This is a genomic window from Streptosporangium sp. NPDC002544 (assembly GCF_040295965.1).
Lineage (GTDB): Bacteria > Actinomycetota > Actinomycetes > Streptosporangiales > Streptosporangiaceae > Streptosporangium.
Map to the genome: position 1 here is coordinate 1 of NZ_JBEOWJ010000038.1, position 26,988 is coordinate 26,988.

Below are 26,988 nucleotides of genomic sequence, written 5' to 3' on the forward strand. Positions count from 1 at the left end.
CCACCACACCCGAGCAGGCCGGAGGCCGAAATCACCAGACGGCCACTGAGACGGCCGGCCGGAACACCCGCCCACCGCAGCGGGCACAGCGCAAACCCCACGCAGGGCACGGCGAACACCCCGCACCTGGAGAACCCCCGGGCCCGCACCGGAAAGCTCCAGATCAGTCATTCACCGGGAAACCGGACACCCACCTGCGCGCGGACCTCATCCAGGATGCCCATCACGTCCAACGTCGCCTGCCACGGCACCAGCGGGCTCTCCAGCAGCCCCTCGCGCAGGCAGCGCATGGCCTCGGCCGCCTCGTGCAGCATGCCGGCCCCCTCGAAGGGGACGTGGAAGGTCTCCGGCTCAGCGCCCATGCGGTGCAGGACGAAGGTGTCGGGACGGAAGAACGGGTTCGGCAGCTCGATCCGGCCGAGCGGACCGGAGATCGACGCGGTGACCGGGCTGCTCGCGGTGATACCGCAGGAGAGCAGGGCGACGGCTCCGCTGTCGTAACCGAGCAGCACGCCGGTGTTCTCGTCCACGCCCTCGGGGGTCAGCCGCGCCCAGGACCGCACCCCGGTGGGGACACCGAGCACGAGGTGGGCGAAGGAGATCGGGTAGACGCCCAGGTCGAGCAGAGCGCCGCCACCCAGCTTCGGGTCGCGGAGCCGGTGGTCGGGCTCGACGGAGACGGAGATCGAGAAGTCGGCGTGCACGGAGTCGACCGGGCCGACGGCCCCGCCCTCGACCAGCTCCACGAGCTTGCGGATGCCCGGGACGCAGCGCATCCACATGGCCTCCATCAGGAACAGGCCCCGCTCCCTCGCGAGGTCGACCAGCCTGGCGGCCTCGGCCCGGTTCAGGGTGAACGCCTTCTCGCACAGTACGGCCTTGCCCGCCTCCAGACAGGTCCGTACCGCGGCGTAGTGGGCGTTCTGGGTGTTGGCCACGTAGATGATGTCCACGTCCGGGTCGGCGGCCAGCTCGGCCCAGCTGCCGTAGGCCCGGGGGATGCCGTACCGGTCGGCGAAGGCCCGCGCGGACTCCTCCGACCTCGATCCGACCGCGACCACCTCGGCGTCCGGCAAAAGCTTCAGGTCTTCGGTGAAGGTGGCGGCGATGCCACCGGTCGCCAGGATTCCCCATCTAGTCGCACTCATGGCGACAAATTTCACCACAAATGGCAGGTAAACCAACCGGGTACGGCCGGTCAAAAGGCCGTACCCGAACCGGTCAGCCGCGAGTGTCGGCGAGCAGGGCGTTCAGCACCAGGTCAGGGTGGTCGCGCATGACGCCGCGCATCCGCCACTCGTCGGTGAACAGCGCCAGCAGGACCCCGTCCAGCGAGCGGGTGAAGACCTCCACCCCGCGCTGGCGGGCCAGGATCGGTGCCGACTCGGCGTCGGTGAGCCTGGCGATGCCGAAGTCGAGCCGGTCCATCAGGATCTCGGTGTTGAACTCGGTGGCCATCCGGTGCTTGACCACGTCGAACTGCATCGGACCCACTGCGGCGAGCACCGGCGACTGGTCGCCTCTGACATCGGAGCGGAGCACCTGGACCACGCCCTCGGCGTCGAGCTGCTCGATGCCCTTGCGGAACTGCTTGGAACGGCTGGAGTCGCGGACCCTTGCCGTGGAGAAGTGCTCGGGGGCGAAGCTCGGAATTCGGGGGAACTCGACGGGCGAGCCGTCGTACAGCGTGTCGCCCGGACGCAGGGCGCTGGCGTTCACCAGTCCGACCACGTCTCCGGGGTACGCCTCGTCGATCGTGGCGCGTTCCTGGCCGAAGACCGACTGGGCGTACTTGGTGGCGAACGGGCGGGCGGTGGCCGCGTGGACGAGCACCATGCCGCGCTCGAACCTGCCCGAGCAGACCCGGACGAAGGCGATCCGGTCGCGGTGCGAGGGGTCCATGTTGGCCTGCACCTTGAAGACCAGGCCGGAGAACGGCTCCTCCAGCGGGCGCGGGTCGTCGTCGACGTCCGGCCGGGGCGCGGGAGCGGGAGCGATGTCGACCATGGCGTCCAGCAGGCGGCCGACGCCGAAGTTGGACAGCGCGGCCCCGAACAGCACCGGGGTGGACTCGTGCGCCTCGAAGGTCTTCTGGTCGTGGTCGGCGCCGATCGCGGAGAGCAGGTCGATCTCGTCCTTGGCCCGCTCCCAGTCGCCGCCCAGCTCTATCAGGGCCTGCTCGGCGCTCAGATCGGTCTCGATGGCCTTGGTGGCACCGCCGGGGGTGCGGGTGTAGCGGACGATCCGGTCGGCGCCGCGGTCGGCCACCCCGTGGAAGAAGCCGCCGGTGCCGATCGGCCAGGTGATCGGCGTGGGCTTCAGACCGGTCTTCTCCTCGATCTCGTCCAGCAGTTCCAGGGCCTCGCGGCCCGGCCGGTCCCACTTGTTGACGAACGTGATGACGGGGATGCGGCGGTGCCGGCACACCTCGAACAGCTTCAGCGTCTGCGGCTCCATGCCCTTGGCCGCGTCGAGCAGCATGACCGCGCAGTCGACGGCGGCCAGCACCCGGTAGGTGTCCTCGGAGAAGTCCGCGTGGCCGGGAGTGTCGACCAGGTTGAACATGTGGCCGCGGTATTCGAACCTGAGCGCGGCGGAGGTGATGGAGATGCCTCGGGCCTTCTCCATCTCCATCCAGTCGGAGGTCACCCCGCGCCGTCCGGACTTGCCGTGCACCGCGCCCGCCTGGCTGATCGCGGAGGCGTGCAGCGCCAGTGCCTCGGTCATGGTCGACTTGCCCGCGTCGGGGTGGCTGATCACCGCGAACGTGCGGCGACGTGCCGCCTCCTGCATGATCGCGGTCATTCCTGATCTCCTAGTGGTGCGTAAAGTGGGGAACTCCGGGCACAGTGCGGGGGCACTGAGGAGGCGCTGAGCGGCCACTGAAACAGCTTACGCGCCACTACCGGTGTCAACAGATGTGGCAACACTTCCCCAGGCCGCTTGCGCCACCATGGTGTTACGTGGATCGTGGAACATCTCGGTTCGCCATAGGCCCATCCCAACTGTCCGAAAGCGGCTCAGCTCGTGCAACTCGACGATCTAGTGATGTGCAGATGATCACGCTGCGCTATACGGCAGGGTCCGACGTCGGCCGGATCCGGCAAGGCAACGAGGACGCCGCCTACGCGGGTGCGCGGCTCCTGGCCGTCGCCGACGGAATGGGCGGTCACGTGGGTGGTGAGGTCGCCAGCTCGGCGGCCATCGCCACCGTGGCGTCCCTGGACCAGGAGTGCCCGGGCGACCTCGCCGCCGCCGCCGAGGCCGGGGTCCGCAAGGCCAACCAGCGTCTGCGCGAGCTGGTCGCCGAAGACCCGTCACTCACCGGCATGGGGACCACTCTGACCCTGATGCTCTGGAACGGCTCGCGCGTCGCCCTGGCCCACATCGGCGACTCCCGCGCCTACCTGCTCCGCAACGGCGATCTCTATCAGATCACCTACGACCACACCCTGGTCCAGACGCTGATGGACGACGGCCGGATCACCGCGGAGGAGGCCGCCCGCCACCCGCACCGGTCGATCCTGCTGCAGGTCCTCGACGGCAACGAGAACCTCGAACTCGACCTCTCCCTGCGGGACGCCGAGGTCGGTGACCGCTACCTGCTCTGTTCCGACGGGCTGTCGGGGGTGGTCGATGCCGAGCGGCTTCGCCAGGTGCTCGCCGAGGTCGACGACCTTCAGGAGGTCACCCGGCAGCTGATCGCGCTCGCCTGCGAGGCGGGAGGACCCGACAACATCACCTGCGTGGTCGCCGACGTGGTCGAGGGGGAGATCACCGACAATCCCGTGGTGGTCGGTTCGGCCGTCCCCTCATAAGCGCTCACAGAGGCTTACAGAGGCTCACGGAAGCCGCCCGCTCGTGGTCGGTCACCGCTCATGCGGACAGGTCACGACACGCCGGGATACCCCGGCCGCTGCCCGCTGCCCGGTGAGCCCTGGTCACAGCCGGGGGACAGCGGTTATCGTCGGAAACCCACGTTCCTCGCCGACCCACCTTTCGGAGGGATGTCCCCCGTGTACAAGGAATTCGCCATCGAGGCCGTCGTGTGGCTCATCCCCGTCGTGATTCTCGTCGGTCTCGCCTACATGATCACCCGGCCCGCCTGATCTCTCGGGATCACGCCGAGGACGCGAGGCCACGCCTGCGCTCCTCGGTTTCCTCATGCCCTCGGACGACCCCGCGCCGCCGCGCGCACAGCCCCCGGGAACCCGCAGGTGGAGCAGTTAATACGGATATTTTTCCAATTTGGGAACTATTCCCTTTAACCGATCTTTACCTGTATATAGTCACCAACACGCGCTCGGGGGAGCGCGATCCGGTACGCCAGCAGGGGGACCTCACACGCCAATGGGCCAGTTCGTCGACGCCACGCTGTCTTTTCCGACCGTCCTGTTCACGTTCCTGCTCCTGGTGATCATCGCGTACTGGGTGCTCGTCGTGTTCGGCGTGTTCGGGTTCGACGGTGACGGCGACGGCTCCGAAGCCTCGGGAGCCACCGGCTTCCTGAGCGGTCTGGGACTCGGCGGGGTCCCGGCCGCACTGGTCATCTCGCTGCTGGTCGTCGTCGCCTGGTTCGCGAGCCTCGTGGGCGGCACACTGTTCACCGGCACCCCCGCCCTGGTGGCGGTACTGGTCGCGGCGCTGGTCTGCGCCTGGGCGTGCACGCGCCTCATCGTGCTGCCGCTGCGACGTCTCATCCCGAAGGAGCGCGTCCCCTCCCGCGCCGACTTCGTGGGCCGTGCGTGCGTCATCCGCACAAGCCGGGTCGGCAGTGACTTCGGCCAGGCCGAGGTCACCGCTCCGGACGGCTCCTCCGCTCTCGTTCAAGTGCGTCAGACCGGCGACGACGTCTTCGCCGCCGGAAGCACCGCCCTGATATTCGCCTATGACTCCCCCGGCGAGTTCTTCTGGGTGATGCCCTACGCCGCGGAACTCGACCCTGATCGTCCTATTTAACCGAGGGACCATTTTGGACGTCATCTCCACCGGACTCGGCATTTTCCTCGCCGTCGTCCTCCTCGTCGTCGTCGGCCTGCTCATCATGATCAGCCGCCTGTTCAACAAGGTCGAGCAGGGTAAGGCCCTGATCATCTCGAAGATCAACAAGGTGGACGTCACCTTCACCGGGGCCATCGTGCTGCCCATCTTCCACAAGTCGGAGCTGATGGACATCTCGGTGAAGACCATCGAGATCGCCCGGACCGGCCGTGAGGGCCTGATCTGCCGCGACAACATCCGGGCCGACATCCGCATCACCTTCTTCGTCCGGGTCAACAAGACCGTCGAGGACGTGGTGAAGGTGGCCCAGGCCATCGGCACCGCCCGCGCGAGCGACCAGGAGACGCTGCAGGAGCTGTTCAACGCCAAGTTCTCCGAGGCGCTCAAGACGGTCGGCAAGCAGCTCGACTTCGTGGACCTCTACACCCAGCGTGACCGGTTCCGCGACCAGATCATCCAGGTCATCGGCACCGACCTCAACGGCTACAGCCTTGAGGACGCGGCCATCGACTACCTCGAGCAGACCTCGCTGATGTCCCTCGACCGGAACAACATCCTCGACGCGCAGGGCATCAGGAAGATCACCGAGCTGACCGCCATCGAGCACGTACGGACCAACGAGTTCCAGCGTCGCGAGGAGAAGGAGATCACCCGCCAGAACGTGGACGCGCGGGAGGCCATCCTGGAACTTGAGCGCCGCCAGGCCGACGCGGAGATCAAGCAGAAGCGCGAGGTCGAGACCATGCGTGCCCGCGAGGAGGCGGAGACCGCCAAGGTCCAGGCCGAGGAGCGGCTCAAGGCGCACGCCGCGAATCTCCGTACCGACGAGCAGCTCGGCATCCAGCAGGAGAACCAGGCCCGCGAGATCGCGGTGGCGGCGAAGAACCGTGAGCGGGTCCTCGCCATCGAGACCGAGCGGATCGAGAAGGACCGTCTGCTGGAGGTCATCGCCCGCGAGCGCGAGACCGAGCTGTCGCGCATCTCCAAGGACAAGGAGGTGGAGGGCGAGAAGCGCTCCATCGCCGAGGTGATCCGCGAGCGGATCGTGGTGGAGAAGACCGTCGCCGAGCAGGAGGAGAGCATCAAGCGCCTGCGGGTGGTCGAGGAGGCCGAGCGGACCCGCCAGGCCGTGATCATCCAGGCCGAGGCCGAGGCGCAGGAGAGCCTGGTCAAGGACATCAAGGCGGCCGAGGCCTCCGAGGCGGCGTCCAAGCACCGGGCCCGCGAGGCGCTGGTGCTGGCCGAGTCCCGGCAGCAGGCCGCCGAGCTCGACGCCCGCGCCAAGATCCGTCTGGCCGAGGGCATCCAGGCCGAGACCGCCGCTCCCGGCCTGGCCGAGGTGCAGGTGCGCGAGCGGGACGCCGCGGCGATCGAGAAGGTCGGCCGCGCCGAGGCCTCCGTCGAGCGGGAGAAGGCGCTGGCCGTCGCCGAGGGCGAGCAGGCCAAGGCGCACGCCGTGGCCACCGCGGTGCGCGAGAAGCTGAAGGCGGAGGCCGAGGGCGAGCAGGCCATGGCACTGGCCGCCGCCGCGACGGTCGGCGAGAAGCTCAAGGCCGAGGCCGAGGGTCTCACCGAGAAGGCCGCGGCGATGGCCGCGCTCACCGACGCGACCCGCGCCCACGAGGAGTACCGCCTGCGGCTGGAGGCCGAGAAGGAGATCCGCCTCGCCGGGGTGAACGTGCAGCTCAAGATCGCCGAGGCACAGGCCTCCGTGGTCTCCGCCGGCCTGTCCAAGGCCAACATCGACATCGTCGGCGGCGACAGCGTGTTCTTCGACAAGCTGATGAGCTCGATCACCATGGGCAAGGCGGTGGACGGCTTCATGGAGCACTCCGACGTCGCCCGCACGCTGGCCGAGCCCTACCTGAACGGCTCGTCGAGCCTCCCCGCCGACCTGAGCAGGGTCCTCGGCTCGATCGACACCGCCGACGTGCGGAACCTCTCGCTGTCCGCGCTGCTGGTGAAACTGATCAAGGACGGCGGCCCCGACGCCGACCGGCTCCGCGGCCTGCTGAGCGAGGCCCAGGCCGCGGCCACCACCACCGAGGTCCCGGTCGCCGCGCTCAACTCCGCCGGCAAGTGACGTCCTCCACGGCGGAGGCCGTCACCGACGCCCCCGGCGCGGAGGGGGCCGGGCTGGACGCGGGCACCTACGAGGTGCTCCGCGCCCGGCTGACCGAACAGGCCGCCGAGCTGGCCAGGCGGTCCGACGCGCTCAACGCCGAACGCCTGGCGGTGTTCGGCGGAGCCGAGCTGCGCCTGATCGGCACCGAGCGGATACGCACCGAGAACAACTGCGTGCCGCGCGACATCGTCTCGGTCGGCGGGCTCATGCTCTTCGGCTACAACGTGTTCATCGGGCTGAAGCCGGAGACGGCCGTCGCGGACGTCTTCTCCATGCACACGTTCGTACGGGACACGGCGGACGCGTTCCGGTTCGACCCGGCGCCGATGTTCCGTGACCCGCGCTTCGAGCGGGACTTCGCCGAGCTCTACCGGTACTACCGGGAGACCCGGCTGCTCCAGCTCCGCCGGGTCGAGGGCAAGCTGCTGGCCGTCTTCCAGACCGGCCCGCAGGACACCCGGGTGCTGCGCTGGCAGGTCGGGGTGGACGGCACGCTCACCTACATCGACGACCGGGGGGAGCGCGACCACACGTTCCCGCCCTCGCACGACTTCGAGTGGACCCCCGCCACCCGCGACGACCACGTGCTCGGCCGCCACCCGCACATCTCGATTCAGGGCGAGGTGTTCGTCGAGACCGTCGGCGGCGACCTCACCATCAAGATCGAGAACAACACCGAGTCCGGTGAGGGCATCTACCGCGAGCCCGTCACCGAGCCGCTGCAGAGCCTCGCCGACGCGGAGGTCCAGCACGCCAGGATCGGCCCGCTGATCCTGCTCCGGATCCGGCCGTACAAGGAGCCCGAGTGGCGGTACCTGGTCTTCAACACCCGGACCAAGGGCGTGGTCCGCCTCGACGGCATCGGGCAGGCCTGCCAGCGCCTGCCCGAGGACCAGGGGATCATCTTCCCCGGCGGCTACTACCTGTCCACCGGGGTCAGCAAGACCTTCGACACCGACGTGTCCGAGCTGGAGTTCGAGCGGGTCATCCGCTCCCCCAACGGCGAGGACGTGCTGTACGTCTTCCACGCCCGCGCCGAGGGGCGCTCGCTGCTGCTGCCGTACAACGTGATCCGCAAGCAGGTGGCGAATCCGCTCTCCTGCCACGGCTACTCGCTGTTCGACGACGGCACGCTGGTCGTCTTCAGGGCCACCTCCGAAGAGCCCACCCGCGTCCACCCGATGCAGGTCTGGCAGACGGCGTACCAGTCGGACCTCTACGCCGCCGGCCGTCCGGTCGGCACCGGCCCGCTGGAGCGGATCGGCAACGCGGAGCTGGTCCGCGGCATCTCCGACTGCCTCTCGGTGGCCGGGATGGTCGACGAGATGGCGCCGTCGATCCCGGTCTTCGAGGCGCTGATCGCCTCCTGCGTCCGGGTCTTCGACCACTACCACTGGCTGGGCGAGCACGGGTTGCGCGGCCCGCTCGCCGACGTGCGGGCCACCGCCGAGCAGGTGCTGGACGAGTTCGAGAACGTCCAGTCGCTCACCCGGCAGGCCGCCGAGGCGCTGGAGGCCACCGCCGCCGACATCACCGCGCTGGTACGGCACGCGCGGAGCGAGGCGCCCAGGTCCGCCCAGGGCTGGGTGGACCGGCTCTCGCAGCTGCGCCAGTCGCAGGGGCACCTGGTGACCCTGCGCGAGCTGCGCCACGTCGACGTCGCCAGGATCGACGCGCTCGACGCGGAGCTGGCGGCCGAGCTGGACAGCACCGCGCAGCGCGCCGCGGGCTTCCTGCGCGGCGACGACGCCTTCGCCGGCTACCACGCGGAGGTCGAGTCGCTGGTCTCCGAGGCGGGCGCCATCGCGACCGTGGCCGAGGCCGGGCCGATCGGCGAACGGCTGGAGCGGCAGGCGCGGGGCCTGGAGATCGTGGTCGAGGTGGTCGGCACGCTCGACATCGCCGACGCCACCGTGCGGACCGCCATCCTGGAACGGGTCGGCGAGGTGCTCGGCGGCGTCAACCGCGCCCGCGCCACGCTGGACGCCCGGCGCGGGGAGCTGCTGGCCGGTGAGGGCAGGGCCGCCTTCGCCGCCGAGTACGCCCTGCTGGGGCAGGCGATCACCGGGGCGCTGGCGATGTCCGACACCCCCGAGCGCTGCGACGAGCAGCTGGGCCGGCTGATGCTCCAGCTGGAGAACCTGGAGTCGCGCTTCGCCGAGTTCGACGACTTCCTGGGGCAGCTGTCCTCGAAGCGGGAGGACGTCTATGAGGCGTTCTCCTCGCGCCGCCAGGCGCTGCTCGACGAACGGGCCCGCCGCGCCGACCGGCTGGCCGACTCCGCGACCCGGATCCTGTCGAGCGTACGACGCCGCCTGGCCGGGCTGAGGTCACTGGACGAGGTCAACACCTACTTCGGGTCCGACCCGATGGTGCTCAAGCTCAAGAGCGTGGCCGGGGAGCTGCGCGCGCTGGGCGACCAGGTCCGCGCCGAGGAGCTCGAAGGCCGGGTCAAGTCCGCCCGCCAGGAGGCGGGCCGCGCCCTGCGCGACCGGCTCGACCTCTACACCGACGGCGGCGAGACCATCCGGCTCGGCCGCCACCTGTTCGCGGTCAACACCCAGCCGGCCGACCTGACCCTGGTCCCGCACGAAGGCCGGATGGCGTTCGCCGTCACCGGGACCGACTACCGTTCCCCGGTGCTTGACGCGGCCTTCGAGGAGACCCGGCCGTTCTGGAACCAGCTGACGGTCTCGGAGTCGCCGGAGGTCTACCGGGGCGAGCACCTGGCCGCCGCCATCCTGGCCGCCGCCGAGTCCGGCACCCTGACCCTGGGCGAGCGGCAGGTCTCCCTGGACGCGCTGCACGAGGCGGCGGTGGCCGACGGGGAGCTGCTGGAGATCGTCCGCCGGGTGGCGGAGACCCGCTACGACGAGGGCTACGAGCGGGGCGTCCACGACCACGACGCCACCGCGATCCTGCAGGCGGCGCTCCGCCTGCACGCGGGCGCGAGCCTGCTCCGCTATCCGCCGGCGGCGCGGGCCGCCGCCCAGCTCTTCTGGACCTACGGCACCGACGAGGCCGCCCGCGCGACCTGGACCACCCGGGCGACGTCGCTGGCCCGGGCCCGGACCCTGTTCGGCCAGGTGGAGGCGGTACGGGAGACCCGTGCCGCCCTCGGCTCCGCGATCGCGTCCTTCAGCCGGGGTCTCCACGGCCGGCCGGAGAGCCCGGCGGGCGCGCTCGCCGTGGCCGCCGCGAGCACGTCCGGGGCGCCCCGGGCGACCGGGACCCGCGCGCAGGAAGACGAGGGCGTCTTCGAACTGGCCGGGGAGTATCTCTTCGAGGAACTGGCGGGCAAGCCGTTCGGGTTCGTGACGAGCGCGGGGGCACGGTCGCTGCTCGACCGGTTCGACCGGGCGCTCGGCCCCGCGCGCCAGGAGTTCGAGGACGACCTGCGAGCGCTCGGCGACGACCTCTCCGGGCGTCACCGCCTGGCTGAGGCATGGCTGTCCGCCTTTGACGTCTCGACGCCGGGCTCCGGGCTGGGCTCGGCATCGGCCTCCGGATCGGCGGAGCTGGTGGAGGCGGTTGCCGTACTGCTCTGCGAGGTGGCGCGGCACGACTCGTCCGCGGCGCTGACCGCCACGGTCGAGGGGCTGCTCGGCGCGCACCCCCGGATCTCCGGGCGCGCGCTCCAGCTGCGGCTGGACGAGTTCCTGGCCAGGACCCGGCACTTCCGCGACCACCGTGTCCCCGCGTACCGCGCCTACCAGAAGCGGCGCAACGAGTTGGTCGCGGCCGAGCGTGAGCGGCTGCGTCTTGAGGAGTTCCAGCCGAAGGTGATGACCGCCTTCGTCCGCAACCAGCTGCTCGACGAGGTCTACCTGCCGCTGATCGGCGACAACCTGGCCAAGCAGCTCGGCGCGGCCGGGGATGCCAAGCGAACCGACCAGATGGGCATGCTGCTGCTCATCTCCCCGCCCGGCTACGGCAAGACCACCCTGATGGAGTACGTGGCCAACCGGCTGGGGCTGATCTTCGTCAAGGTCAACGGCCCTGCCCTGGGCCACCTGGTGACCTCGGTGGACCCGGCGCAGGCACCCGACGCGACGGCACGGCAGGAGATCGAGAAGATCTCCTTCGCGCTGGAGATGGGCAACAACGTGCTGCTCTACCTGGACGACATCCAGCACACCTCCCCGGAGCTGCTGCAGAAGTTCATCTCGCTCTGCGACGGCCAGCGCCGGATGGAGGGTGTCTGGGAGGGCAGGACCCGCACCTACGACCTGCGCGGCAAGCGCTTCGCGGTCTGCATGGCGGGCAACCCGTACACCGAGTCGGGCAAGCGCTTCCGCATCCCCGACATGCTCGCCAACCGCGCCGACGTGTGGAACCTCGGTGACGTGCTGTCCGGCCGGGACGAGCTGTTCGCGCTGAGCTACATCGACAACGCGCTGACCTCCAACCCGGTCCTGTCCCCGCTCTCCACCCGCGACCGCGACGACATCCGCCTGCTGGTACGGCTGGCGCGGGGCGACTCGGGGGTCCGGGCCGACCAGCTCTCCCACCCGTACTCCTCGGTGGAGCTGGAACAGGTCCTCGCGGTGCTCCGCAAGCTGCTCCGGATCCAGAAGGTGGTGCTGGCCAACAACCAGGCGTACATCGCCTCGGCCGCCCAGTCGGACGCCTCGCGGACCGAGCCGCCCTACCAGCTCCAGGGCTCGTACCGGAACATGAACAAGCTCGCGGCCCGGGTCGTCCCGGTGATGAACGACGCCGAACTGGAGGCGGTGATCGACGACCACTACCTCGGCGAGGCCCAGACCCTCACCTCAGGGGCCGAGGCCAACCTGCTCAAACTCGCCGAACTACGCGGCACCCTGACCGCCGAGCAGGCCGCCCGATGGACCGAGGTGAAGACCGCCTACCTCCGCTCCCAGGCCCTCGGCGGCGCCGAGGACGACCCGATGACCCGCGCGGTCGGCGCGGTCGGACTCCTCGCCGACCGAGTGAGCACCGCCATCGAACACGCCGCCGACCGGCTCTCCCCCGAACCGTGAAACCCGGTCACGGAGGCCAAGGCCGGCAAGGAACGCTCTGGTGGCCCTTGCCCGCCTGGCCCCGTGACCGGCACTCGGTCAAGCTCGACCCGCTGACCACCGACGTCCGCCACCACCTGCGGCAGATCTCCGGCAACGGCGGTCCCGACTACGAGGTCAACGTCACGCTGTCGCCCAGCTGATCGACGGACCGACTCCACCCGGTAGCCGGACCTGTGGCTACTCATTACCGCGATCCGGGAACGACCACGGCATGGCTGACGAACCAAAAGTACGGGTGCGCCGGGTCTACGAGGAGCCGGAGGCGCAGGACGGTGCCCGGGTGCTGGTCGATCGGGTCTGGCCGCGCGGGCTGTCCAAGGAAAAGGCGCATCTGCAGGAGTGGTGCAAGGCGGTGGCGCCCTCGACCGAGTTGCGCAAGTGGTACGGCCACGATCCGGCTCGGTTCGAGGAGTTCGGCCGCCGCTACCGGGCCGAGCTGAAGGACCCCGAGCGGGCCACCGCGCTGGAGCACCTGCGAGAGCTGGCGAAGCAGCGAACGCTTACGCTCCTGACCGCGACCAGGCAGGCCGACATCAGCGAGGCCGTGGTCCTCGCCGACCTGCTGCGGAGTTGACCGCGGTGTCCTGCGTGCGCTCGGCACTGAGGGGAGCGCGCGGCCGACCGGGTGAGTATCGCCGTCGAGTCCCCCGAACCGTGAAGGCCGAGGTCGGCGAGAAGCGCTCTGCCGCCTTACCCCCGTGAGCCGTCAGCCGGGAGCGAGCAGGGTGAAGTCGGTGCGGCCGGAGGCGACTCCGTTGACCTGGAGTTCAACCGCGTGGGTGCCGGGGTAGTAGCGCCTGGTGGTGATCTCGCGGAACGAGTGGTCGCGCGAGAGATCGATGGTGTCGCCGGGTGCGAGGGTCCTGGTAGTGAGCTTGAAGGTCTTGCCGCTCTGGCTCCCGTTCGCTCTCCTGTGGTGAACGATGTAGTCGATTGCGAGCCGCACCGGCTCCTGTCCGGGGTTGGTGACGGAGACGGCGAATCTCAGCGTACCGCCGAACGGTACGGTGGTGCCGGCGAGCTTCGGCCCCACGATCTCGACAACCGTGCCCGGAGTGAACCCCATCAGTTCCAGTGCGCCGGGGTGGCCTTTCTTGATCAGTGTCCGCAGTCCGTGCTGGACGAGCCTCCGCGTGTTGCCGTCCGGATCGGCCAGCCAGGCGGCGGCGGTCTCGATCACCAGGTCGGGCTGCTCCCTGCTGAGGTCGTTGAGATGGTTGGCGACCGAGCGTCGTACGTACTCGCTCTCGTCCCGATACAGGGCGCTGATGATCGGCACGGTCGAGTGGGGATTCGCGAGGATGGCCGGAACCCGCTTGGCCCAGGGCAGGAAAGCCCGGGTCCCCTCGGTCGCGAGGCGGCGGACGTGCTCACTGGGATGAACGGTCCAGTCGATGATCTGTGCCATCGCGCGATCGAGATCGCGTTCCAGCAGCAGGCGGATGGCGAACTCGGAGGTCAGGCGTGGAGTGAGCTCCGCGAGCGCGTCAAGGGCGTCATCGAATGCCTCGCCGCTCCCATCCTCGATCGCCTTGGTGGCAACAGCACTGCTCACCGGCCAGATCAGCCAGCCGCTGAAGGGATGTCCCCCGTTCAGCGCGGCCCGGACGGTGCCCGCGAAGGACCCGTAGTCTCCGGGCAGGTCCCGCAGCAGGGCGTCACGCAGCAGGTCGGCACGCTCGCGCAAGGACAGGGAGCCGAGTTCGGAGGTCGCCGCTCGAAGTGCCGTGAGCCGGGTGTCCGGCGCGACCGCCCCGATCGCCTGGGCCAGTGTGCGGGCGGTGTCGGGTCCGATGAGCTCGTCGGCGAAGGGCATGCGTGTTCTCCAATGGAACGTCGCGGCGGCGTGCCCGCCGCCGCGATGGGGTGTGGAGGTCCCTCCTGCTCATCGCGCGGCCCGGCACGCGGCAGGAGAGGCCAGGTCTTCCCGCGTGCGACGCTCCCGGGAACCGCCGCGAGTCGTAGACATGATGACACGACCGTCTTCGGGGCGGGCGCCCGGCGCCGGTCGGCTCATCTGCCGGAGGGGCGGGCGCGGACGTGCAGGCGTTCGCCCTGGGGGCCGAACAGGCTGAGTGCCTCGGCGGGTTCCGGGCCGGGATTGCTGAAGGCGTGCGGGATGTGGGTGTCGAACTCCGCCACCTCTCCGGGCATCAGGACGATCTCCTTCTCGCCGAGCGACAGGCGCAGCCGCCCGGACAGCACGTAGAGCCACTCGTAGCCCTCGTGGACCCGCTGTTCCGGCCCGCAGGCGGGCCGGCTCATCGGAATGATCATTTTATACGCCTGGAGCCCGCCGGGCCGGCGGGTCAGCGGGACGAACGTCATGCCGTTGTGGGTGATCGCGCGCTGGCGGACGCGCGGGTCGCCGGTCTCCGGCGCGCCGACGAGCTCGTCCAGGGGGAGCTGGTGGGCTCGGGCCAGCAGGAGCATGAGTTCCAGGGTGGGACGGCGCTGACCGGACTCAAGGCGGGACAGGGTGCTGACCGAGATCCCGGTGGCCTCGGAGAGCTGCGACAGGGTCGCGCCGCGCTGCTGGCGCAGTGCCCGCAGGCGCGGGCCTACCGCGTCGATGACCTTGTCGAGGGCTTCGTCTGGGGTGAGGGCGTCGTCGTTCATGCCACCCATTTGCCATCCCGGCAAAGGCATTTGTCAAATCTGCCGCCGTGCGCGAATAGTTCAGCGACGAGACGGCCGCCGTGATCCCACTCCGGCCGTACGACGAGCAGAGGAGAGCACGCGGTGGAGGAGAAGTACGACGTGGTGGTCGTCGGTGGCGGTGCGGCCGGGCTCAGCGGGGCCCTGACCCTGAGCCGGGCACGCCGCTCGGTGCTGGTGGTCGACGCCGGTGCCCCGCGCAACGCCCCGGCCGGGCATGTGCACAACTACCTGGGCCGCGAGGGCACACCCCCCGGCGAACTGCTGGCCGCCGGCCGCGCCGAGGTGACCGGTTACGGCGGTGAGATCGTGACCGGCACCGCCACCTCGGCCCATCGGCTGGAGGACGGCGAGGGCTTTCGCGTACTGCTCGCCGACGGCCGGGAGGTGCGGGCCCGGCGGCTGCTGGTGACCACCGGCCTGGTGGACGAGCTGCCCGACGTTCCAGGACTGGCCGAGCGGTGGGGGCGCGACGTCCTGCACTGCCCGTACTGTCACGGCTGGGAGGTCCGCGACCAGGCGATCGGCGTCCTGGCCGACAGCCCGATGGCCGCGCACCAGGCCCTGATGTTCCGGCAGTGGAGCCCGCGGGTGACCCTGTTCCTGCACACCGCCCCCAAACCCACCGATGAGGAGTACGAGCAGCTGGCCGCCCGGGGCGTCACCCTCGTGGAGGGCGAGGTCGCCGCCCTGGAGACGACCGGCGACCGGCTCGGTGGCGTCCGGATGCGCTCGGGAGAGCTCGTCCCCTGCCAGGCCGTGGTGGTCGCACCGCGCTTCACCGCCCGGGCCGGCGTGCTCGCCTCCCTCGGGCTGGAGCCGGTCGAACAACTGGCCGGCGGCCACGTCATCGGCAGCTACGTGCCCGCCGACCCCACCGGGGCCACCTCGGTGCCCGGGGTGTGGGTGGCCGGCAACGTCGCGGACCTGCGCGCCCAGGTGATCGTCTCCGCCGCCTCGGCGCTGAACACCGCCGCGGCCATCAACGCCGACCTCATCGCCGAGGACACCCGCCACGCCGTCGCCGCTCACCGCGGCGGGCCCGAACCCCGCTCCGACCACGCCGAGCGGACGCCCGGCGACCACCACCACGCCCCGGCCGAGAGCACCGCGAGCATGTTCAGCGAGCAGGCGTGGGAGGAGCGCTACCGTTCCCGTGACGCGATCTGGAGTGGCCGGCCCAACCCCCAGCTCGTGACCGAAACCACCGACCTGTCACCCGGCACGGCGCTCGACGTCGGTTGCGGCGAGGGGGCCGACGCCCTCTGGCTGGCCGAACGCGGCTGGCGGGTCACCGCGGCGGACTTCGCCACCGTCGCCCTGCGGCGCGGCGCCGAACGCGCCGACGCCCTCGGCGCGGAGATGGCCGGGCGGATCGACTGGGTACACGCCGACCTGACCAGCTGGGCACCCGATGAGGGCTACTTCAACCTGGTCTCCGCCCATTTCATGCACCTGCCGGGGGAGCAGCGCGAGGCACTGCACACCCGGCTGGCCGCCGCGGTGGCCCCCGGCGGGACTTTGCTCATCGTCGGCCACCACTTCTCGGACCTGGAGACCACGATGCCCCGGCCCAATGTGCCCGACATGTTCTTCACCGCCGAGGAGATCGCGCACTCCCTCGACCCCGACCGGTGGGACATCCTCGTCACCGACACCAGACCGCGCCTCGCCGACGACCCCGAAGGCCGCCAGGTCACCATCCACGACGCCGTCCTGCGAGCCCGCAGGCGCCCGTGACCTGCCACATCTCCCCCGACTTTGGCGGAGTCGGCGTGCCCGGTTGCCGGGTCGCCGCCGGATGTCGAATACGGTGAGCAGGTGTCGGTCAGCGACCGGGTCGAGCGAGAGCAAGGAAAGCAGTGAAGCTTCTTCATTCAGGGAAGGTCCGCGACGTCTACGAGGACCGCGGGGACATCATCCTCGTGGCGTCCGACCGGGTGTCGGTGTACGACGTGATCCTGCCCACGCCCATCCCCGACAAGGGGAGGATCCTCACGCAGCTCTCGCTCTGGTGGTTCGAGCAACTCGCCGACATCGTGCCCAACCACGTGATCTCGGCGACCGACGTACCCGCCGAGTTCGCGGGCCGTGCGGTGCGGTGCAGGAAGCTGGAGATGGCGAAGGTCGAGTGCGTCGCGCGCGGCTACCTGACCGGCGGCGGGCTGAAGGAGTACCGGGCGCACGGGTCGGTCTCGGGCGTGCCGCTGCCGCCCGGCCTGCTGGACGGCTCCAAGCTCCCCGAGCCGATCTTCACCCCGTCCACCAAGGCACCGCTCGGGCAGCACGACGAGCCCATCTCCTTCGACGAGGTGGTCGCCCTGGAGGGGGCCGAGGTCGCCGAGGAGTTCCGGCGGATCACGCTGGAGATCTACCTGCGAGGCTCCGAACTCGCCGCGGAGCGGGGCGTCATCATCGCCGACACCAAGATCGAGCTGGGCTGGGACTCCGAGGGCACACTCGTGCTCGGCGACGAGGTGCTGACCTCGGACTCCTCCCGCTTCTGGCCCGCCGACCGGTGGGAGCCCGGCCACGCGCAGTTCTCCTTCGACAAGCAGTACGTGCGTGACTGGGCGACCAGCACGGGCTGGGACAAGAAGGAACCCGCTCCGGAGGTCCCCGCCGAGGTCGTGGAGGTCACCCGGGCGCGCTACATCGAGGCGTACGAACGCATCACCGGCAGAACCTGGTAAGAACACCTGGAGATCCCCGCCAAGGCCGTGGAGGTCACCCGAGCACACCGGTGCTTCCCCGACGTTCGGGGAGGCAGCGGGGTCCCTACAGGGAGAGTTTCCTCTCGACCGCGGCGCCCACGATGGTCGGTTCCACCGGGGCGGAGCCGGTGGGCGCCCCGAAGTCGGCCACGATGCAGGTGATGTTGTCGGGGCCGCCACCCCGGTTGGCGAGGTCGATGAGCCAGCGGGCCGCCTCGTCGGGGTCGGAGATCTCGGTCAGCGTGTTGAACAGGGTCTCGGGACCGACCACGGCGGTCAGGCCGTCGGAGCAGAGCAGGTAGCGGTCCTCCGGGTAGGCCTCGCGCAGTGACAGGTCCAGCTCACCGTCGCCGGTGCCCTCAAGGACCCGCAGCACCATTGACCGGCGCGGGTGCTCGGCGGCCTGCTCAGGGGTGATCCGCCCCTCGTCCACCAGCGACTGGACCAGGGTGTGGTCATGGGTGATCTGGTAGAGGGCGCCGTCGCGCAGCATGTAGGCCCGGGAGTCTCCGACATGGGCCAGGGCGAAGGTGGCGCCGTCCCAGAGCATCGCGGTCAGGGTGGTGCCCATGCCGCGGAGCGTGGGATCCTGCTCGCTCATGTCGCGCAGTGTGTGGTTGACGTCCCTGGCGGCGCCCTTGAGCGCGGCGAGCAGGTCGACACCACCGGTGGGAAGGGTGTCGTCCAGCGCCGCCATGGCGGTGACGGCAAGTGAGCTGGCGACCTCTCCACCCGCATGACCACCCATGCCGTCCGCTATGGCGAGCAGGCGCGCGCTCGCGTAGCCCGAATCCTCGTTCGCCTCACGGCGGACCCCCACGTCGGAGCGGGCCGCGTAGCGCAGTGCCAGTGGTTGGTTCAGTGCCATGAAGGCAGTAAATCATTGGTTGAAGCACTTCACAAGCAAAGACGTTGTAGACCGTTGCGGCACAGTCAACTACTGTGGCCCAACATGGAGGAGCGCCAGGAGATCACCGTGAACGCGGGCGACATCGCCCGGCTTGCCGGGGTCGGCAGGGCAGCGGTGAGCAACTGGCGCCGCCGCCACGAGGACTTTCCCCAGCCGGTGGGCGGCACCACCTCCAGCCCGCTGTTCTCGCTGCCGGAGATCGCCGTGTGGCTGCGCGCGAACGGCAAATCCTTCGAGGTCTCGCTCGGCGACCTGGTCTGGCAGCGGATGCGCACCTCGGTCGACGACCTCAGGCTGGGCGAACTGGTGGCCAAGGTCGGCGCGTTCCTGCTGTTCCTGCGCCGCGAGCCCACCGCCTGGCGTGATCATGGAACGAAGTCTCTCACCCGCATGGCCGAGGTGACGACCGATCTCCCCGGCTCCGCCGATCTTCGCCTGGACGATCTGGCCCTCGTCCGGCTGGTCGCCGAGCTGGCCACCGAACGCGACCCGCTGGAGGTCTTCGAGTTCCTGTGCGAGCGCTACGTCGAGGCGCACTCCCGCCAGCTCTCGGTCACCAGGGACGATGTGGCCGAGCTCATGGTCCGGCTGGTGGTGCGGAAGGGGGACGTCGTCCTGGACCCGGCATGCGGTGTCGGAACGCTGCTGCTGGGCGCGGACACCTTGACGGCCCGGCGGGGAGGCGCTTCGACCGGCGGGAAGACCGTCCTGATGGGGCAGGAGGTCAACGAGACGAACGCGCTGCTCAGCGCGGTTCGGGTGCTGCTGCGCGGGACCGAGGCGCGGATCGTCGCCGGTGACTCGCTCCGCGAGGACGGCCTGGCCGGTGACGTGGCCGACGCCGTGGTCTGCGACCCGCCGTTCAACGAGCGGGTCTGGGGTCACGAGGAGCTCGCCGGCGACCCGCGCTGGGAGTACGGCCTGCCGCCGCGCGGTGAGTCCGAGCTCGCCTGGGTGCAGCACTGCCTCGCCCGCGTGCGGCCGGGCGGCCTGGTGGCGATCCTGATGCCCACCGCCGCCGCCAGCCGGCGTCCGGGCAAGCGGATCCGCGGCAACCTGCTCCGGGCGGGAGCGCTGCGGGCCGTGGTGACGCTGGCGCCCGGCGGCCCCGACCTGTGGATACTCCGCAGGCCCGACGGCGGGCGCCCGCCGTCCCAGCTGCTGGTGGTGGACGCCGGCGAGGACCTGTCGGTCGTGGAGCCCGCCTGGCGCGCGTACCTGGAGAACCCCGAGGCCGAGCTGTCCGGCGAGAGCCGCACGGTGCGCATCATCGACCTGCTCGACGACGAGGTCGACCTCGCCCCGGCCAGGCACCGCCCGCAGCACAGCGGCCTCGACTTCCCGCGCGACTTCACCGAGGCCCTGGCCAGGTTCATGGAGACCTCGGCCACGCTGTCGGAGGCCACTCCCGCCCTGGAACTGCTCGCCGAGCGGCAGGACCTGCCGACCACCACGGTCGGCGAGCTGGCCAAGGCGGGGCTGATCACGATCCTGCAGGCGCCGCCGAGGATGTCGGCGGACGAGGGCCCTCTCCCGGTGCTGACCGCCGACGACACCGCGGCGGGCGCCTCACCCTCCGGCCGTACCACCCTCGACCCGGCACTGATCATGATCAGGCCCGGCGACGTGGTGACCACGGTGCTCGGCGCGGTCAGGGTGATCACCCAGAGCGGAGCGGCGCTCGGCCCGCAGCTCACGCTGTACCGGGTCGACCCGCAGCGGCTCGACTCCGGGTTCCTGGCCGGTTTCCTGCGCTCGGCCGACGCGGCCAGGGTCCATCCCAGTTCCAGCCGCCTCGACGTGCGGCGGGCGAGGGTGCCCATGCTGCCCCTGTCCGACCAGCGGATGTACGGCACGGCCTTCCGCGAGCTGTTCGAACTGGAGGACAGACTGCGCGCGACGAGGGCGCTGGGGGAAACGCTGATCCGGCTAGGCTTTGACGGACTGGTCGACGGCCATCTCCGGCCGTGCGACCAAGGGGCGTGATGCCCGCACGTCCAGGGGAGGGTCGATGGTCATCGGCGACCGATACGTGCTCGACGACCTCCCTCTCGGCCAGGGGGGCATGGGGGCCGTCTACGGCGGCCATGACAGGCATCTCGACCGCAGGGTGGCCGTCAAGTTCCTGAGGTTCCTCACCGGCCCCGACGAGGAGCTGAAGCGGCGTTTCCTGCGCGAGGCCCGCATCCTGGCCAGACTGGAGCACCCCGGCGCACCGGTCCTGTACGACTTCGGCACCTTCGACCAGCGGCTGTTCCAGGTGATGCAGTTCATCGAGGGCGTCACCGTGGCCGACGTGGTCAGCGAGCACGGCCCGCTCCCCGTGCCCTGGGCCGCGGCGATCGCCGCCCAGGCCTGCGCGGTGCTGACCGCGGCCCACGCGCTGTCCGTCTGCCATCGCGACCTGAAGCCGACCAACCTGATGCTCTGCCCCGACGGGAGCGTCAAGGTCCTCGACTTCGGCCTGGCGGTGCTCCGCGAGGCCGACTCGACGCAGTTCACCCGGGTCGGCCAGATTCTCGGCACCCCGTCGTACATGGCACCCGAGCAGATCCAGCGCGGCCTGTCCGGTCCCCGCAGCGACCTCTACGCCCTCGGATGCGTGCTCCACGAGATGCTGACGGGCCGCCAGCTGTTCACCGGTCCCACCGAGTACGCCGTGTTCGAGCGCCAGGTGAAGGAGCGCCCGCCCGAGGTCCCGGGGGTTCCCGCCGAGCTGAACCGCCTCGTCGCCGACCTGCTGGAGAAGGATCCCGACAACCGTCCCGCGGGCGCCGACGTCCTCTACGAGCGGCTGCAGCCCTTCGCGGTGGACCTGCCGATGCTCCCTGGCTTCCTGCACCCGTCGTCGGTGCCGAGCCCCGGCCGGATGTACGCACGGATGGTCGGCCGGGTCCTGGCCTGACGGTCCTACCGGACCGTCCCCGCGGAAGCCTGTCCCGGCGGTCTGCGGTCTCCCGGCCCGTCCGGGCCATCGCCGCGCCGGGTGCCCACCGGCTTCCACGGCTCCTGGTTCGCCGACACCGAGCGGGCCGGGTGGGTCGGTCACGAACGGCGCGAGCGGGACCCGGTCCCGGGGAACCCTCAGGGAGGCGGGAGAACGGGGACCGTCGGTCTGCGGCACACGTACGCCACTCCGGGGGGCAGGTTGCGCCAGATGGGCCCGGTGGTCAGCACCTCGTCGAAGGCCGACCGCAACCGCAGGCGCAGGGCCCTGGCCCCGGCGAGCGGCAGGGCCGACAGGTAGGTGACGGTCGTGAACGCCCCGGACGGCGCGAGCGCCCGGCCGACGCCCGCCAGGATCCGCTCCTGCTGCTCGCCGGGGAACAACGACCAGGGCAGCGTGCTGACGACCGCGTCCACCCGGTCGACCCCGGCACCGGCCAGGAGCGCGCCGAGGTCGGCGGCGTCGCCCTCGATCGTCTCCATCCAGGGTTTCGTCCGGCGCAGGTGCGCGGCCATGCCGGGGTCGATCTCCACGGCCAGCTGGCGGGACCCCGGGGCCAGCCTCGCCCGGATGGCCTCGCTGATCGGACCGGTGCCGGCCCCCAGCTCCACGACCACCGACGGGCCCAGCGCGGGGACCACCGCGCTGAGCGCCCTGCCCAGCGCCGGGGAACTCGGGGCGATCGCGCCCACCACGCGCTGCCTGCGTACCGCCGCCGTCAGGAATGCCCGCAGGTCCGCGGGCGCCGCCGTCTTGTTCATGGTCCCCATCAGACCGCCGCGGGAGCGCGGCCCGCAGGGCACCGGAGCCTAGTCTTCCGGGTATGGCCGGCCATACCGTCGGAGTAGGCCAGGCCCGGTAGAGGCCATGCCCGCGCGGACCGTACTGTCGGTTGATGCGATCGCGGGCGGCCTGGCAGGCACTCACCCGATGGAACCTGCTCGCCACGTGGTGGCCGTGGCGCTCGTTGGCGTACCTGCTGACGAGCATCCTCGTCGGCGCGGTCACCCTCGTGGTGGTCCTGGTCTGCCTGGCCGGCGGCGCGGTGCTGGCGCTGGTGGTGGTGGGCATCCCGTTCCTGGTGGTGCTGGGGCTCAGTGGCATACCGGTCGCCGCGCTGGAGCGCCGCCGCCTGCGGATCATCGACTCGGAGCCGGTGGAGTCGCCCCACCGCGAGCCCGACCGGCCGGGCCTGCGCGCGTGGGCGCGGCTGCGCTTCAGCGAGCAGGCCACCTGGCGGGAGCTCGCCTACACCGGCCTGCTGGTCATCGTGCTCTGGCCGATGGAGCTGATCTCCCTGGCGTACGGGATCGTCGGGCCGGTGATGGCCATGTGCGCGCCCATCATCCTGGAGGAGGTCGGGCAGGTGCGGCTGTTCAAGTTCTGGCTGATCGACAGCCGTCCCGAGGCGTTCCTCGTGGCGCTGCTCGGGGCCGTCCTGCTCGTGCTGTTCACGTACCCGCTGACGGCACTCGCGGTGCTGCACGGACTGGTGGCCCGCGCGCTGCTCAGCCCCCGGCAGAGCGACGAGGCCAGGCGGGTCGTCGAGCTCACCCGGTCCAGGTCCCGGCTGGTATCGGCCTTCGAGGCAGAACGCCGAAGGATCGAGCGGGACCTGCACGACGGCGCCCAGCAGCGGCTGGTCTCGCTGACCATGACGCTCGGCCTGGCCAAGCTCACCCGGGGGGACGAGACGGCCGAACTCGTCGGCAGGGCGCACGAGCAGGCGAAACTCGCGCTGGCCGAGATCCGCGACCTGATCAGAGGGATCCACCCGCAGATCCTCACCGACCGGGGACTGCCCGCCGCCGTGGCCGACGTCGCCGACCGCTCGCCGGTACCCGTGGAGGTCACCATGGCGCTGCCCGCACGTCTGCCCGAGGTGGTGGAGTCCACCGCGTACTTCGTGGTGTGCGAGGCGCTGGCGAACGTGGCCCGGCACAGCGAGGCCCGGCGGGCCACGGTCACCGGGCGGCTGGACGGCGCCCGCCTCGTCGTGGAGATCGGCGACGACGGCGTGGGCGGCGCCGACGCCGCGGAGGGGAGCGGGCTGGCCGGGCTGGCCGACCGCGTCTCGGTCGTCGACGGGAGACTGGTACTTTCCAGCCCGGCCGGTGGGCCGACCCTGCTACGCGTGGAGATACCGTGCACTCCGATCGATCCCTCAAGGTAGTCATCGCCGAGGACGGCGTGCTGCTCCGCGAAGGGCTGGCCGAGCTGCTCGCCCGGTTCGGGCACCGGGTGGTGGCCACGGCGGGTGACGCCGTACGGCTCGTGGAGGCGGTGCGCGAGCACACCCCCGACATCGTCGTGACCGACGTGCGGATGCCGCCCGGCTTCACCGACGAGGGCCTCAGGGCCGCGGTCGCGCTCCGCGCGGCGGACCCGCGCCTGCCCGTGCTGGTGCTGAGCCAGTACGTCGAGCAGACCTACGCGGCCGAACTGCTGGACTCCGGTGACGGCACCGGGGTCGGCTACCTGCTCAAGGACCGGGTCGGCGATGTGGAGGAGTTCGTCGACGCGCTGTGCGGCGTGGCCGGCGGCGGGACGATCGTGGACCCCGAGGTGGTCAGGCAGCTGCTGCGCCGCCGCCGCGATCCGCTGGAGCGGCTGTCCCCCCGCGAGCGGGAGGTGCTGGCCCTGATGGCCGAGGGCAGGTCCAACGCGGCGATCGCCAGGGCCCTGGTGGTGTCGGAGGCCGCGGTCGGCAAGCACATCGGCAACATCCTGACCAAACTCGACCTGCCCCCGGCCGAGGACGACCATCGCCGGGTACTGGCGGTGGTGACGTACCTGCGCGGTTGAGCGCTCCTCCAGGGAAGGGACCTCCCCGCCGGGTCGCGGCGTGGAAAACCGGCTTCCGCCACGGGTGAGAACCGACGCCGCGAGGATCGCGACCGGAGAGAATACGACCCGTGGAAGGTCGATGGGTCGAGGTGGCGGACCGGGTGCTGGTGCGGCGATACGCCGAGCTGGACCTGTCGGTGGGGCTGGTCGTGGGCGACGGCGGTTGCCTGGTGGTCGACACGCGGGGAGACGAGCGGCAGGGGGCCGAGCTGGTCTCGGAGGTCAGGCGGGTGACATCCGCCCCGTGGGCGGTGGCGATCACCCACTCGCACTTCGACCACAGCTTCGGTACCCGGCCGTTCCTCGACTGCCCCGTCTGGGCGCACGAGGACTGCCGGACCGACCTGGCCGAGAACGGCGGCCGGGCCAGGGACGAGTGGGCCCGCCACTACCGGGATCGGGGACGCGCGGACATCGCCGGTGACATCGCGAAGACCGGGATCGCGCTGCCGGACCACCTGGTGACCGGCCGGGCGGAGCTGGCCGTCGGTGGTCGCCCGGTCGTCCTGGCCCACCTCGGCCGCGGCCACTCCGGCAACGACCTGGTCGTCCACGTGCCGGACGCCGGCGTGGTCTTCGCCGGGGACCTGGTGGAGAACGGTGCCCCACCTGCCTACGAGGACGCCTATCCCCTCGAATGGCCGGCCACCCTCGCCGGGCTGCTCGACCTCCTCGGCGACGGCGGCAGCGACGGCAGTGGCGACAGCGGCGTCGTCGTCCCCGGCCACGGCGACCCGGTCGACCGCGCGTTCGCCGCGGCCCAGCACGCGGAGATCACCGCCCTCGGCCGCCTGTGCGAGCGGGTGGCGGCGGGCCTGCTCTCCCCCGCCGACGCCGTACGCCTGTCGCCGTACCCGGAGGAGACCACCAGGACCGCCCTCGGCCGCCCCTGTTGAGCGCGGCTCAGATCTCCTTCTGGAGCCCGGCTCCCTGGTCGAGCCGGCGCGGCCGGTCCCCGATCCTCGGGTGATGCAGGTCGAAGGCCGGCCGCTCCGAGCGGATGGCCGGGATCGAGGTGAAGTTGTGCCGGGGCGGCGGGCAGGAGGTGGCCCACTCCAGCGAGTTGCCGAAGCCCCACGGATCGTCCACGGTCACCCGCGGGGCGCGGCGCGCGGTGTGCCAGATGTTGTAGAGGAACGGCAGCGTGGAGGCGCCGAGCACGAACGCGCCGATCGAGGAGATCAGGTTGAGCGTGGTGAACCCGTCGATCGGGCTGTAGTCGCCGTAGCGGCGCGGCATGCCCTGCGCGCCCAGCCAGTGCTGGACCAGGAAGGTCACCTGGAAACCGATGAACAGCAGCCAGAAGTGCAGCTTGCCCAGCTTCTCGTTCAGCATCTTGCCGGTCATCTTCGGCCACCAGAAGTAGAAGCCCGCGAACATCGCGAACACCACGGTGCCGAAGACCACGTAGTGGAAGTGCGCGACCACGAAGTACGAGTCGTGCACCTGGAAGTCCAGCGGCGGGGAGGCCAGGATGACCCCGGTCAGCCCGCCGAGCAGGAAGGTGACCAGGAAGCCGACCGCGAACATCATCGGTGATTCCATCGATATGTGCCCGCGCCACATGGTGCCGGCCCAGTTGAAGAACTTCACCCCCGTCGGGACGGCTATCAGGAACGACATGAAGGAGAAGAACGGCAGTAACACATGGCCGGTGGCGAACATGTGGTGTGCCCACACCGTCATCGACAGGCCCGCGATCGCGATGGTCGCGCCGACCAGGCCGATGTAGCCGAAGATCGGCTTACGGCTGAAGACCGGGATCACCTCGCTGATGATGCCGAAGAACGGCAGCGCGATGATGTAGACCTCCGGATGGCCGAAGAACCAGAACAGGTGCTGCCAGAGCATCGCTCCCCCGGTCTGCGGGTCATAGATGCGGGCGCCGTGACTGCGGCTGGCCTCCAGGGCGAGCAGCGCGGCGGACAGGATCGGGAAGGCGATCAACACCATCAGACCGGTCAGCAGCACGTTCCAGGTGAAGATCGGCATGCGGAACATCGTCATCCCGGGGGCCCGCATGCAGATGATCGTGGTGATGAAGTTGACCGAGCCGAGTATCGTGCCGAGACCCGCCATCACCAGGCCGACGATCCACAGGTCACCGCCGACCTGCGGGGAGTGCGGTGCCGTGGAGAGCGGCGTGTACGACGTCCAGCCGAAGTCGGCGGCACCGCCGCTGGTGATGAAACCGAACAGGACCATGACGCCGCCGAAGAGGAAGAGCCAGTAGCTCACCATGTTGAGCCGGGGGAACGCCACGTCGGGCGACCCGATCTGCAGCGGCATGATCACGTTGGCGAACCCGGCGAACAGTGGGGTCGCGAACAGCAGCAGCATGGCCCCGCCGTGCATGGTGAACATCTGGTTGTAGCGCTCCAGGCTCACCACCTGCATGCCCGGCTGGATGAGCTCCGCCCGGATGATCATGGCCATGAGCCCGGCGAGCATGAAGAAGACGAATGAGGTGATCATGTACAGGTAACCGATCACCTTGTGGTCGGTGCTGGTCAGCCAGTTCACGACCAGTGAGCCCGGCACTCGGTTGGGCGGCGCCGGCGGTGAGATCGGCGGCTCCTCACGTGACTGCTCGGAGGTCGTCACAGCCCACCCCCCTCGGGAACCGGCTCGTCCACGAACCGGCCCGTCCTCGAACCGGCGCGGCATCCGATCCCCGCCGCCTTCCATCCCGCCATCCCCAGGAAAGGCCGCTCCCACTCGCCCCCTTCCGCCATCTTGCC

General features: G+C 70.5%; 20 protein-coding genes. 13 read left to right on the plus strand and 7 right to left on the minus strand.

The genetic code is table 11. The features are described 5' to 3' along the window. Positions 1–167: 167 nt before the first annotated feature. Both ABT061_RS39900 and ABT061_RS39905 read right to left on the minus strand, forming a co-directional pair. Positions 168–1,148, minus strand: coding sequence for a Gfo/Idh/MocA family protein (locus ABT061_RS39900; protein ID WP_350928011.1), 981 nt, complete (start codon positions 1,146–1,148; stop codon positions 168–170). Between the two features lie 73 nt (positions 1,149–1,221). After that, positions 1,222–2,805 (minus strand): peptide chain release factor 3, encoded by a 1,584-nt coding sequence (locus tag ABT061_RS39905; RefSeq protein ID WP_350928013.1) that lies wholly within the window; start codon positions 2,803–2,805, stop codon positions 1,222–1,224. Positions 2,806–3,056: 251 nt separating this feature from the next. On the opposite strand from ABT061_RS39905, the gene ABT061_RS39910 reads away from it, so the two are divergent. The 6 genes from ABT061_RS39910 (at position 3,057) to ABT061_RS39935 (ending at position 12,745) form a co-directional block, all read left to right on the plus strand. Next, positions 3,057–3,818 carry a PP2C family protein-serine/threonine phosphatase gene (locus ABT061_RS39910; RefSeq protein WP_350928015.1) on the plus strand — a complete coding sequence of 254 codons (762 nt, stop codon included), beginning with the start codon at positions 3,057–3,059 and terminating at the stop codon, positions 3,816–3,818. Positions 3,819–4,350: 532 nt separating this feature from the next. Further along, positions 4,351–4,959: a hypothetical protein gene (locus ABT061_RS39915; protein ID WP_350928017.1), complete on the plus strand. Its 609-nt coding sequence runs from the start codon at positions 4,351–4,353 to the stop codon at positions 4,957–4,959. A 13-nt stretch (positions 4,960–4,972) separates the two neighbouring features. Continuing rightward, positions 4,973–7,084, plus strand: a complete 2,112-nt coding sequence (locus ABT061_RS39920; protein ID WP_350928019.1) for a flotillin family protein — start codon at positions 4,973–4,975, stop codon at positions 7,082–7,084. Then, on the plus strand, positions 7,081–12,129 hold the full coding sequence (locus ABT061_RS39925; RefSeq protein ID WP_350928020.1) for a DNA repair ATPase: 5,049 nt from the start codon (positions 7,081–7,083) through the stop codon (positions 12,127–12,129). The genes ABT061_RS39920 and ABT061_RS39925 overlap by 4 nt, the downstream gene beginning before the upstream one ends. Positions 12,130–12,176: 47 nt before the next feature. Continuing rightward, positions 12,177–12,311, plus strand: a complete 135-nt coding sequence (locus ABT061_RS39930; RefSeq protein WP_350928022.1) for a hypothetical protein — start codon at positions 12,177–12,179, stop codon at positions 12,309–12,311. A 71-nt stretch (positions 12,312–12,382) separates the two neighbouring features. Next, positions 12,383–12,745: a DUF488 domain-containing protein gene (locus tag ABT061_RS39935; RefSeq protein WP_350928024.1), complete on the plus strand. Its 363-nt coding sequence runs from the start codon at positions 12,383–12,385 to the stop codon at positions 12,743–12,745. Between the two features lie 132 nt (positions 12,746–12,877). Here ABT061_RS39935 and ABT061_RS39940 read toward each other — a convergent pair whose 3' ends face one another. Next, on the minus strand, positions 12,878–13,987 hold the full coding sequence (locus ABT061_RS39940; RefSeq protein ID WP_350928026.1) for a DNA alkylation repair protein: 1,110 nt from the start codon (positions 13,985–13,987) through the stop codon (positions 12,878–12,880). Positions 13,988–14,184: 197 nt separating this feature from the next. Then, positions 14,185–14,799 carry a helix-turn-helix domain-containing protein gene (locus ABT061_RS39945; RefSeq protein ID WP_350928028.1) on the minus strand — a complete coding sequence of 205 codons (615 nt, stop codon included), beginning with the start codon at positions 14,797–14,799 and terminating at the stop codon, positions 14,185–14,187. Positions 14,800–14,913: 114 nt separating this feature from the next. Between ABT061_RS39945 and ABT061_RS39950 the strand changes: the two genes are divergently transcribed. Continuing rightward, positions 14,914–16,569 (plus strand): FAD-dependent oxidoreductase, encoded by a 1,656-nt coding sequence (locus tag ABT061_RS39950; RefSeq protein WP_350928030.1) that lies wholly within the window; start codon positions 14,914–14,916, stop codon positions 16,567–16,569. 122 nt (positions 16,570–16,691) lie between these two features. Further along, a complete protein-coding gene (locus ABT061_RS39955) occupies positions 16,692–17,522 on the plus strand; it encodes a phosphoribosylaminoimidazolesuccinocarboxamide synthase (protein WP_350928032.1) in 831 nt (276 codons plus the stop codon). Positions 17,523–17,607: 85 nt separating this feature from the next. Here ABT061_RS39955 and ABT061_RS39960 read toward each other — a convergent pair whose 3' ends face one another. Next, on the minus strand, positions 17,608–18,411 hold the full coding sequence (locus tag ABT061_RS39960) for a PP2C family protein-serine/threonine phosphatase (RefSeq protein ID WP_350928034.1): 804 nt from the start codon (positions 18,409–18,411) through the stop codon (positions 17,608–17,610). Between the two features lie 84 nt (positions 18,412–18,495). Between ABT061_RS39960 and ABT061_RS39965 the strand changes: the two genes are divergently transcribed. Both ABT061_RS39965 and ABT061_RS39970 read left to right on the plus strand, forming a co-directional pair. Further along, a complete protein-coding gene (locus tag ABT061_RS39965) occupies positions 18,496–20,439 on the plus strand; it encodes an N-6 DNA methylase (protein ID WP_350928036.1) in 1,944 nt (647 codons plus the stop codon). A 25-nt stretch (positions 20,440–20,464) separates the two neighbouring features. Continuing rightward, positions 20,465–21,358, plus strand: coding sequence for a serine/threonine-protein kinase (locus tag ABT061_RS39970; RefSeq protein WP_350928038.1), 894 nt, complete (start codon positions 20,465–20,467; stop codon positions 21,356–21,358). A 179-nt stretch (positions 21,359–21,537) separates the two neighbouring features. Here the strand turns inward: ABT061_RS39970 and ABT061_RS39975 are convergent, their stop codons facing one another. After that, on the minus strand, positions 21,538–22,161 hold the full coding sequence (locus ABT061_RS39975) for a class I SAM-dependent methyltransferase (protein ID WP_350928040.1): 624 nt from the start codon (positions 22,159–22,161) through the stop codon (positions 21,538–21,540). A gap of 134 nt (positions 22,162–22,295) precedes the next feature. Between ABT061_RS39975 and ABT061_RS39980 the strand changes: the two genes are divergently transcribed. The 3 genes from ABT061_RS39980 (at position 22,296) to ABT061_RS39990 (ending at position 25,143) form a co-directional block, all read left to right on the plus strand. Beyond that, entirely contained in the window at positions 22,296–23,573 is a 1,278-nt protein-coding gene (locus ABT061_RS39980; RefSeq protein ID WP_350928042.1) for a sensor histidine kinase, read from the plus strand. Further along, the gene (locus ABT061_RS39985) at positions 23,546–24,205 is read left to right on the plus strand and encodes a response regulator transcription factor (RefSeq protein ID WP_350928044.1); all 660 of its coding nucleotides are present in this window, start codon (positions 23,546–23,548) and stop codon (positions 24,203–24,205) included. The genes ABT061_RS39980 and ABT061_RS39985 overlap by 28 nt, the downstream gene beginning before the upstream one ends. A gap of 110 nt (positions 24,206–24,315) precedes the next feature. Further along, entirely contained in the window at positions 24,316–25,143 is an 828-nt protein-coding gene (locus tag ABT061_RS39990; RefSeq protein ID WP_350928046.1) for an MBL fold metallo-hydrolase, read from the plus strand. A 7-nt stretch (positions 25,144–25,150) separates the two neighbouring features. Here ABT061_RS39990 and ctaD read toward each other — a convergent pair whose 3' ends face one another. Further along, positions 25,151–26,851 carry an aa3-type cytochrome oxidase subunit I gene (ctaD, locus tag ABT061_RS39995; protein WP_502991581.1) on the minus strand — a complete coding sequence of 567 codons (1,701 nt, stop codon included), beginning with the start codon at positions 26,849–26,851 and terminating at the stop codon, positions 25,151–25,153. Positions 26,852–26,988 lie beyond the last annotated feature (137 nt).

What these genes read in the sequence shown, in the direction of transcription:
- ABT061_RS39975 (WP_350928040.1), bottom strand. Translation starts at nt 22,161, where the DNA reads ATGAACAAGACGGCGGCGCCCGCGGACCTGCGGGCATTCCTGACGGCG.
- ABT061_RS39915 (WP_350928017.1), top strand. Translation starts at nt 4,351, where the DNA reads ATGGGCCAGTTCGTCGACGCCACGCTGTCTTTTCCGACCGTCCTGTTC.
- ABT061_RS39960 (WP_350928034.1), bottom strand. Translation starts at nt 18,411, where the DNA reads ATGGCACTGAACCAACCACTGGCACTGCGCTACGCGGCCCGCTCCGAC.
- ABT061_RS39970 (WP_350928038.1), top strand. Translation starts at nt 20,465, where the DNA reads ATGGTCATCGGCGACCGATACGTGCTCGACGACCTCCCTCTCGGCCAG.
- ABT061_RS39905 (WP_350928013.1), bottom strand. Translation starts at nt 2,805, where the DNA reads ATGACCGCGATCATGCAGGAGGCGGCACGTCGCCGCACGTTCGCGGTG.
- ABT061_RS39935 (WP_350928024.1), top strand. Translation starts at nt 12,383, where the DNA reads ATGGCTGACGAACCAAAAGTACGGGTGCGCCGGGTCTACGAGGAGCCG.
- ABT061_RS39940 (WP_350928026.1), bottom strand. Translation starts at nt 13,987, where the DNA reads ATGCCCTTCGCCGACGAGCTCATCGGACCCGACACCGCCCGCACACTG.
- ABT061_RS39945 (WP_350928028.1), bottom strand. Translation starts at nt 14,799, where the DNA reads ATGGGTGGCATGAACGACGACGCCCTCACCCCAGACGAAGCCCTCGAC.
- ABT061_RS39965 (WP_350928036.1), top strand. Translation starts at nt 18,496, where the DNA reads ATGGAGGAGCGCCAGGAGATCACCGTGAACGCGGGCGACATCGCCCGG.
- ABT061_RS39980 (WP_350928042.1), top strand. Translation starts at nt 22,296, where the DNA reads ATGCGATCGCGGGCGGCCTGGCAGGCACTCACCCGATGGAACCTGCTC.
- ABT061_RS39900 (WP_350928011.1), bottom strand. Translation starts at nt 1,148, where the DNA reads ATGAGTGCGACTAGATGGGGAATCCTGGCGACCGGTGGCATCGCCGCC.
- ABT061_RS39910 (WP_350928015.1), top strand. Translation starts at nt 3,057, where the DNA reads ATGATCACGCTGCGCTATACGGCAGGGTCCGACGTCGGCCGGATCCGG.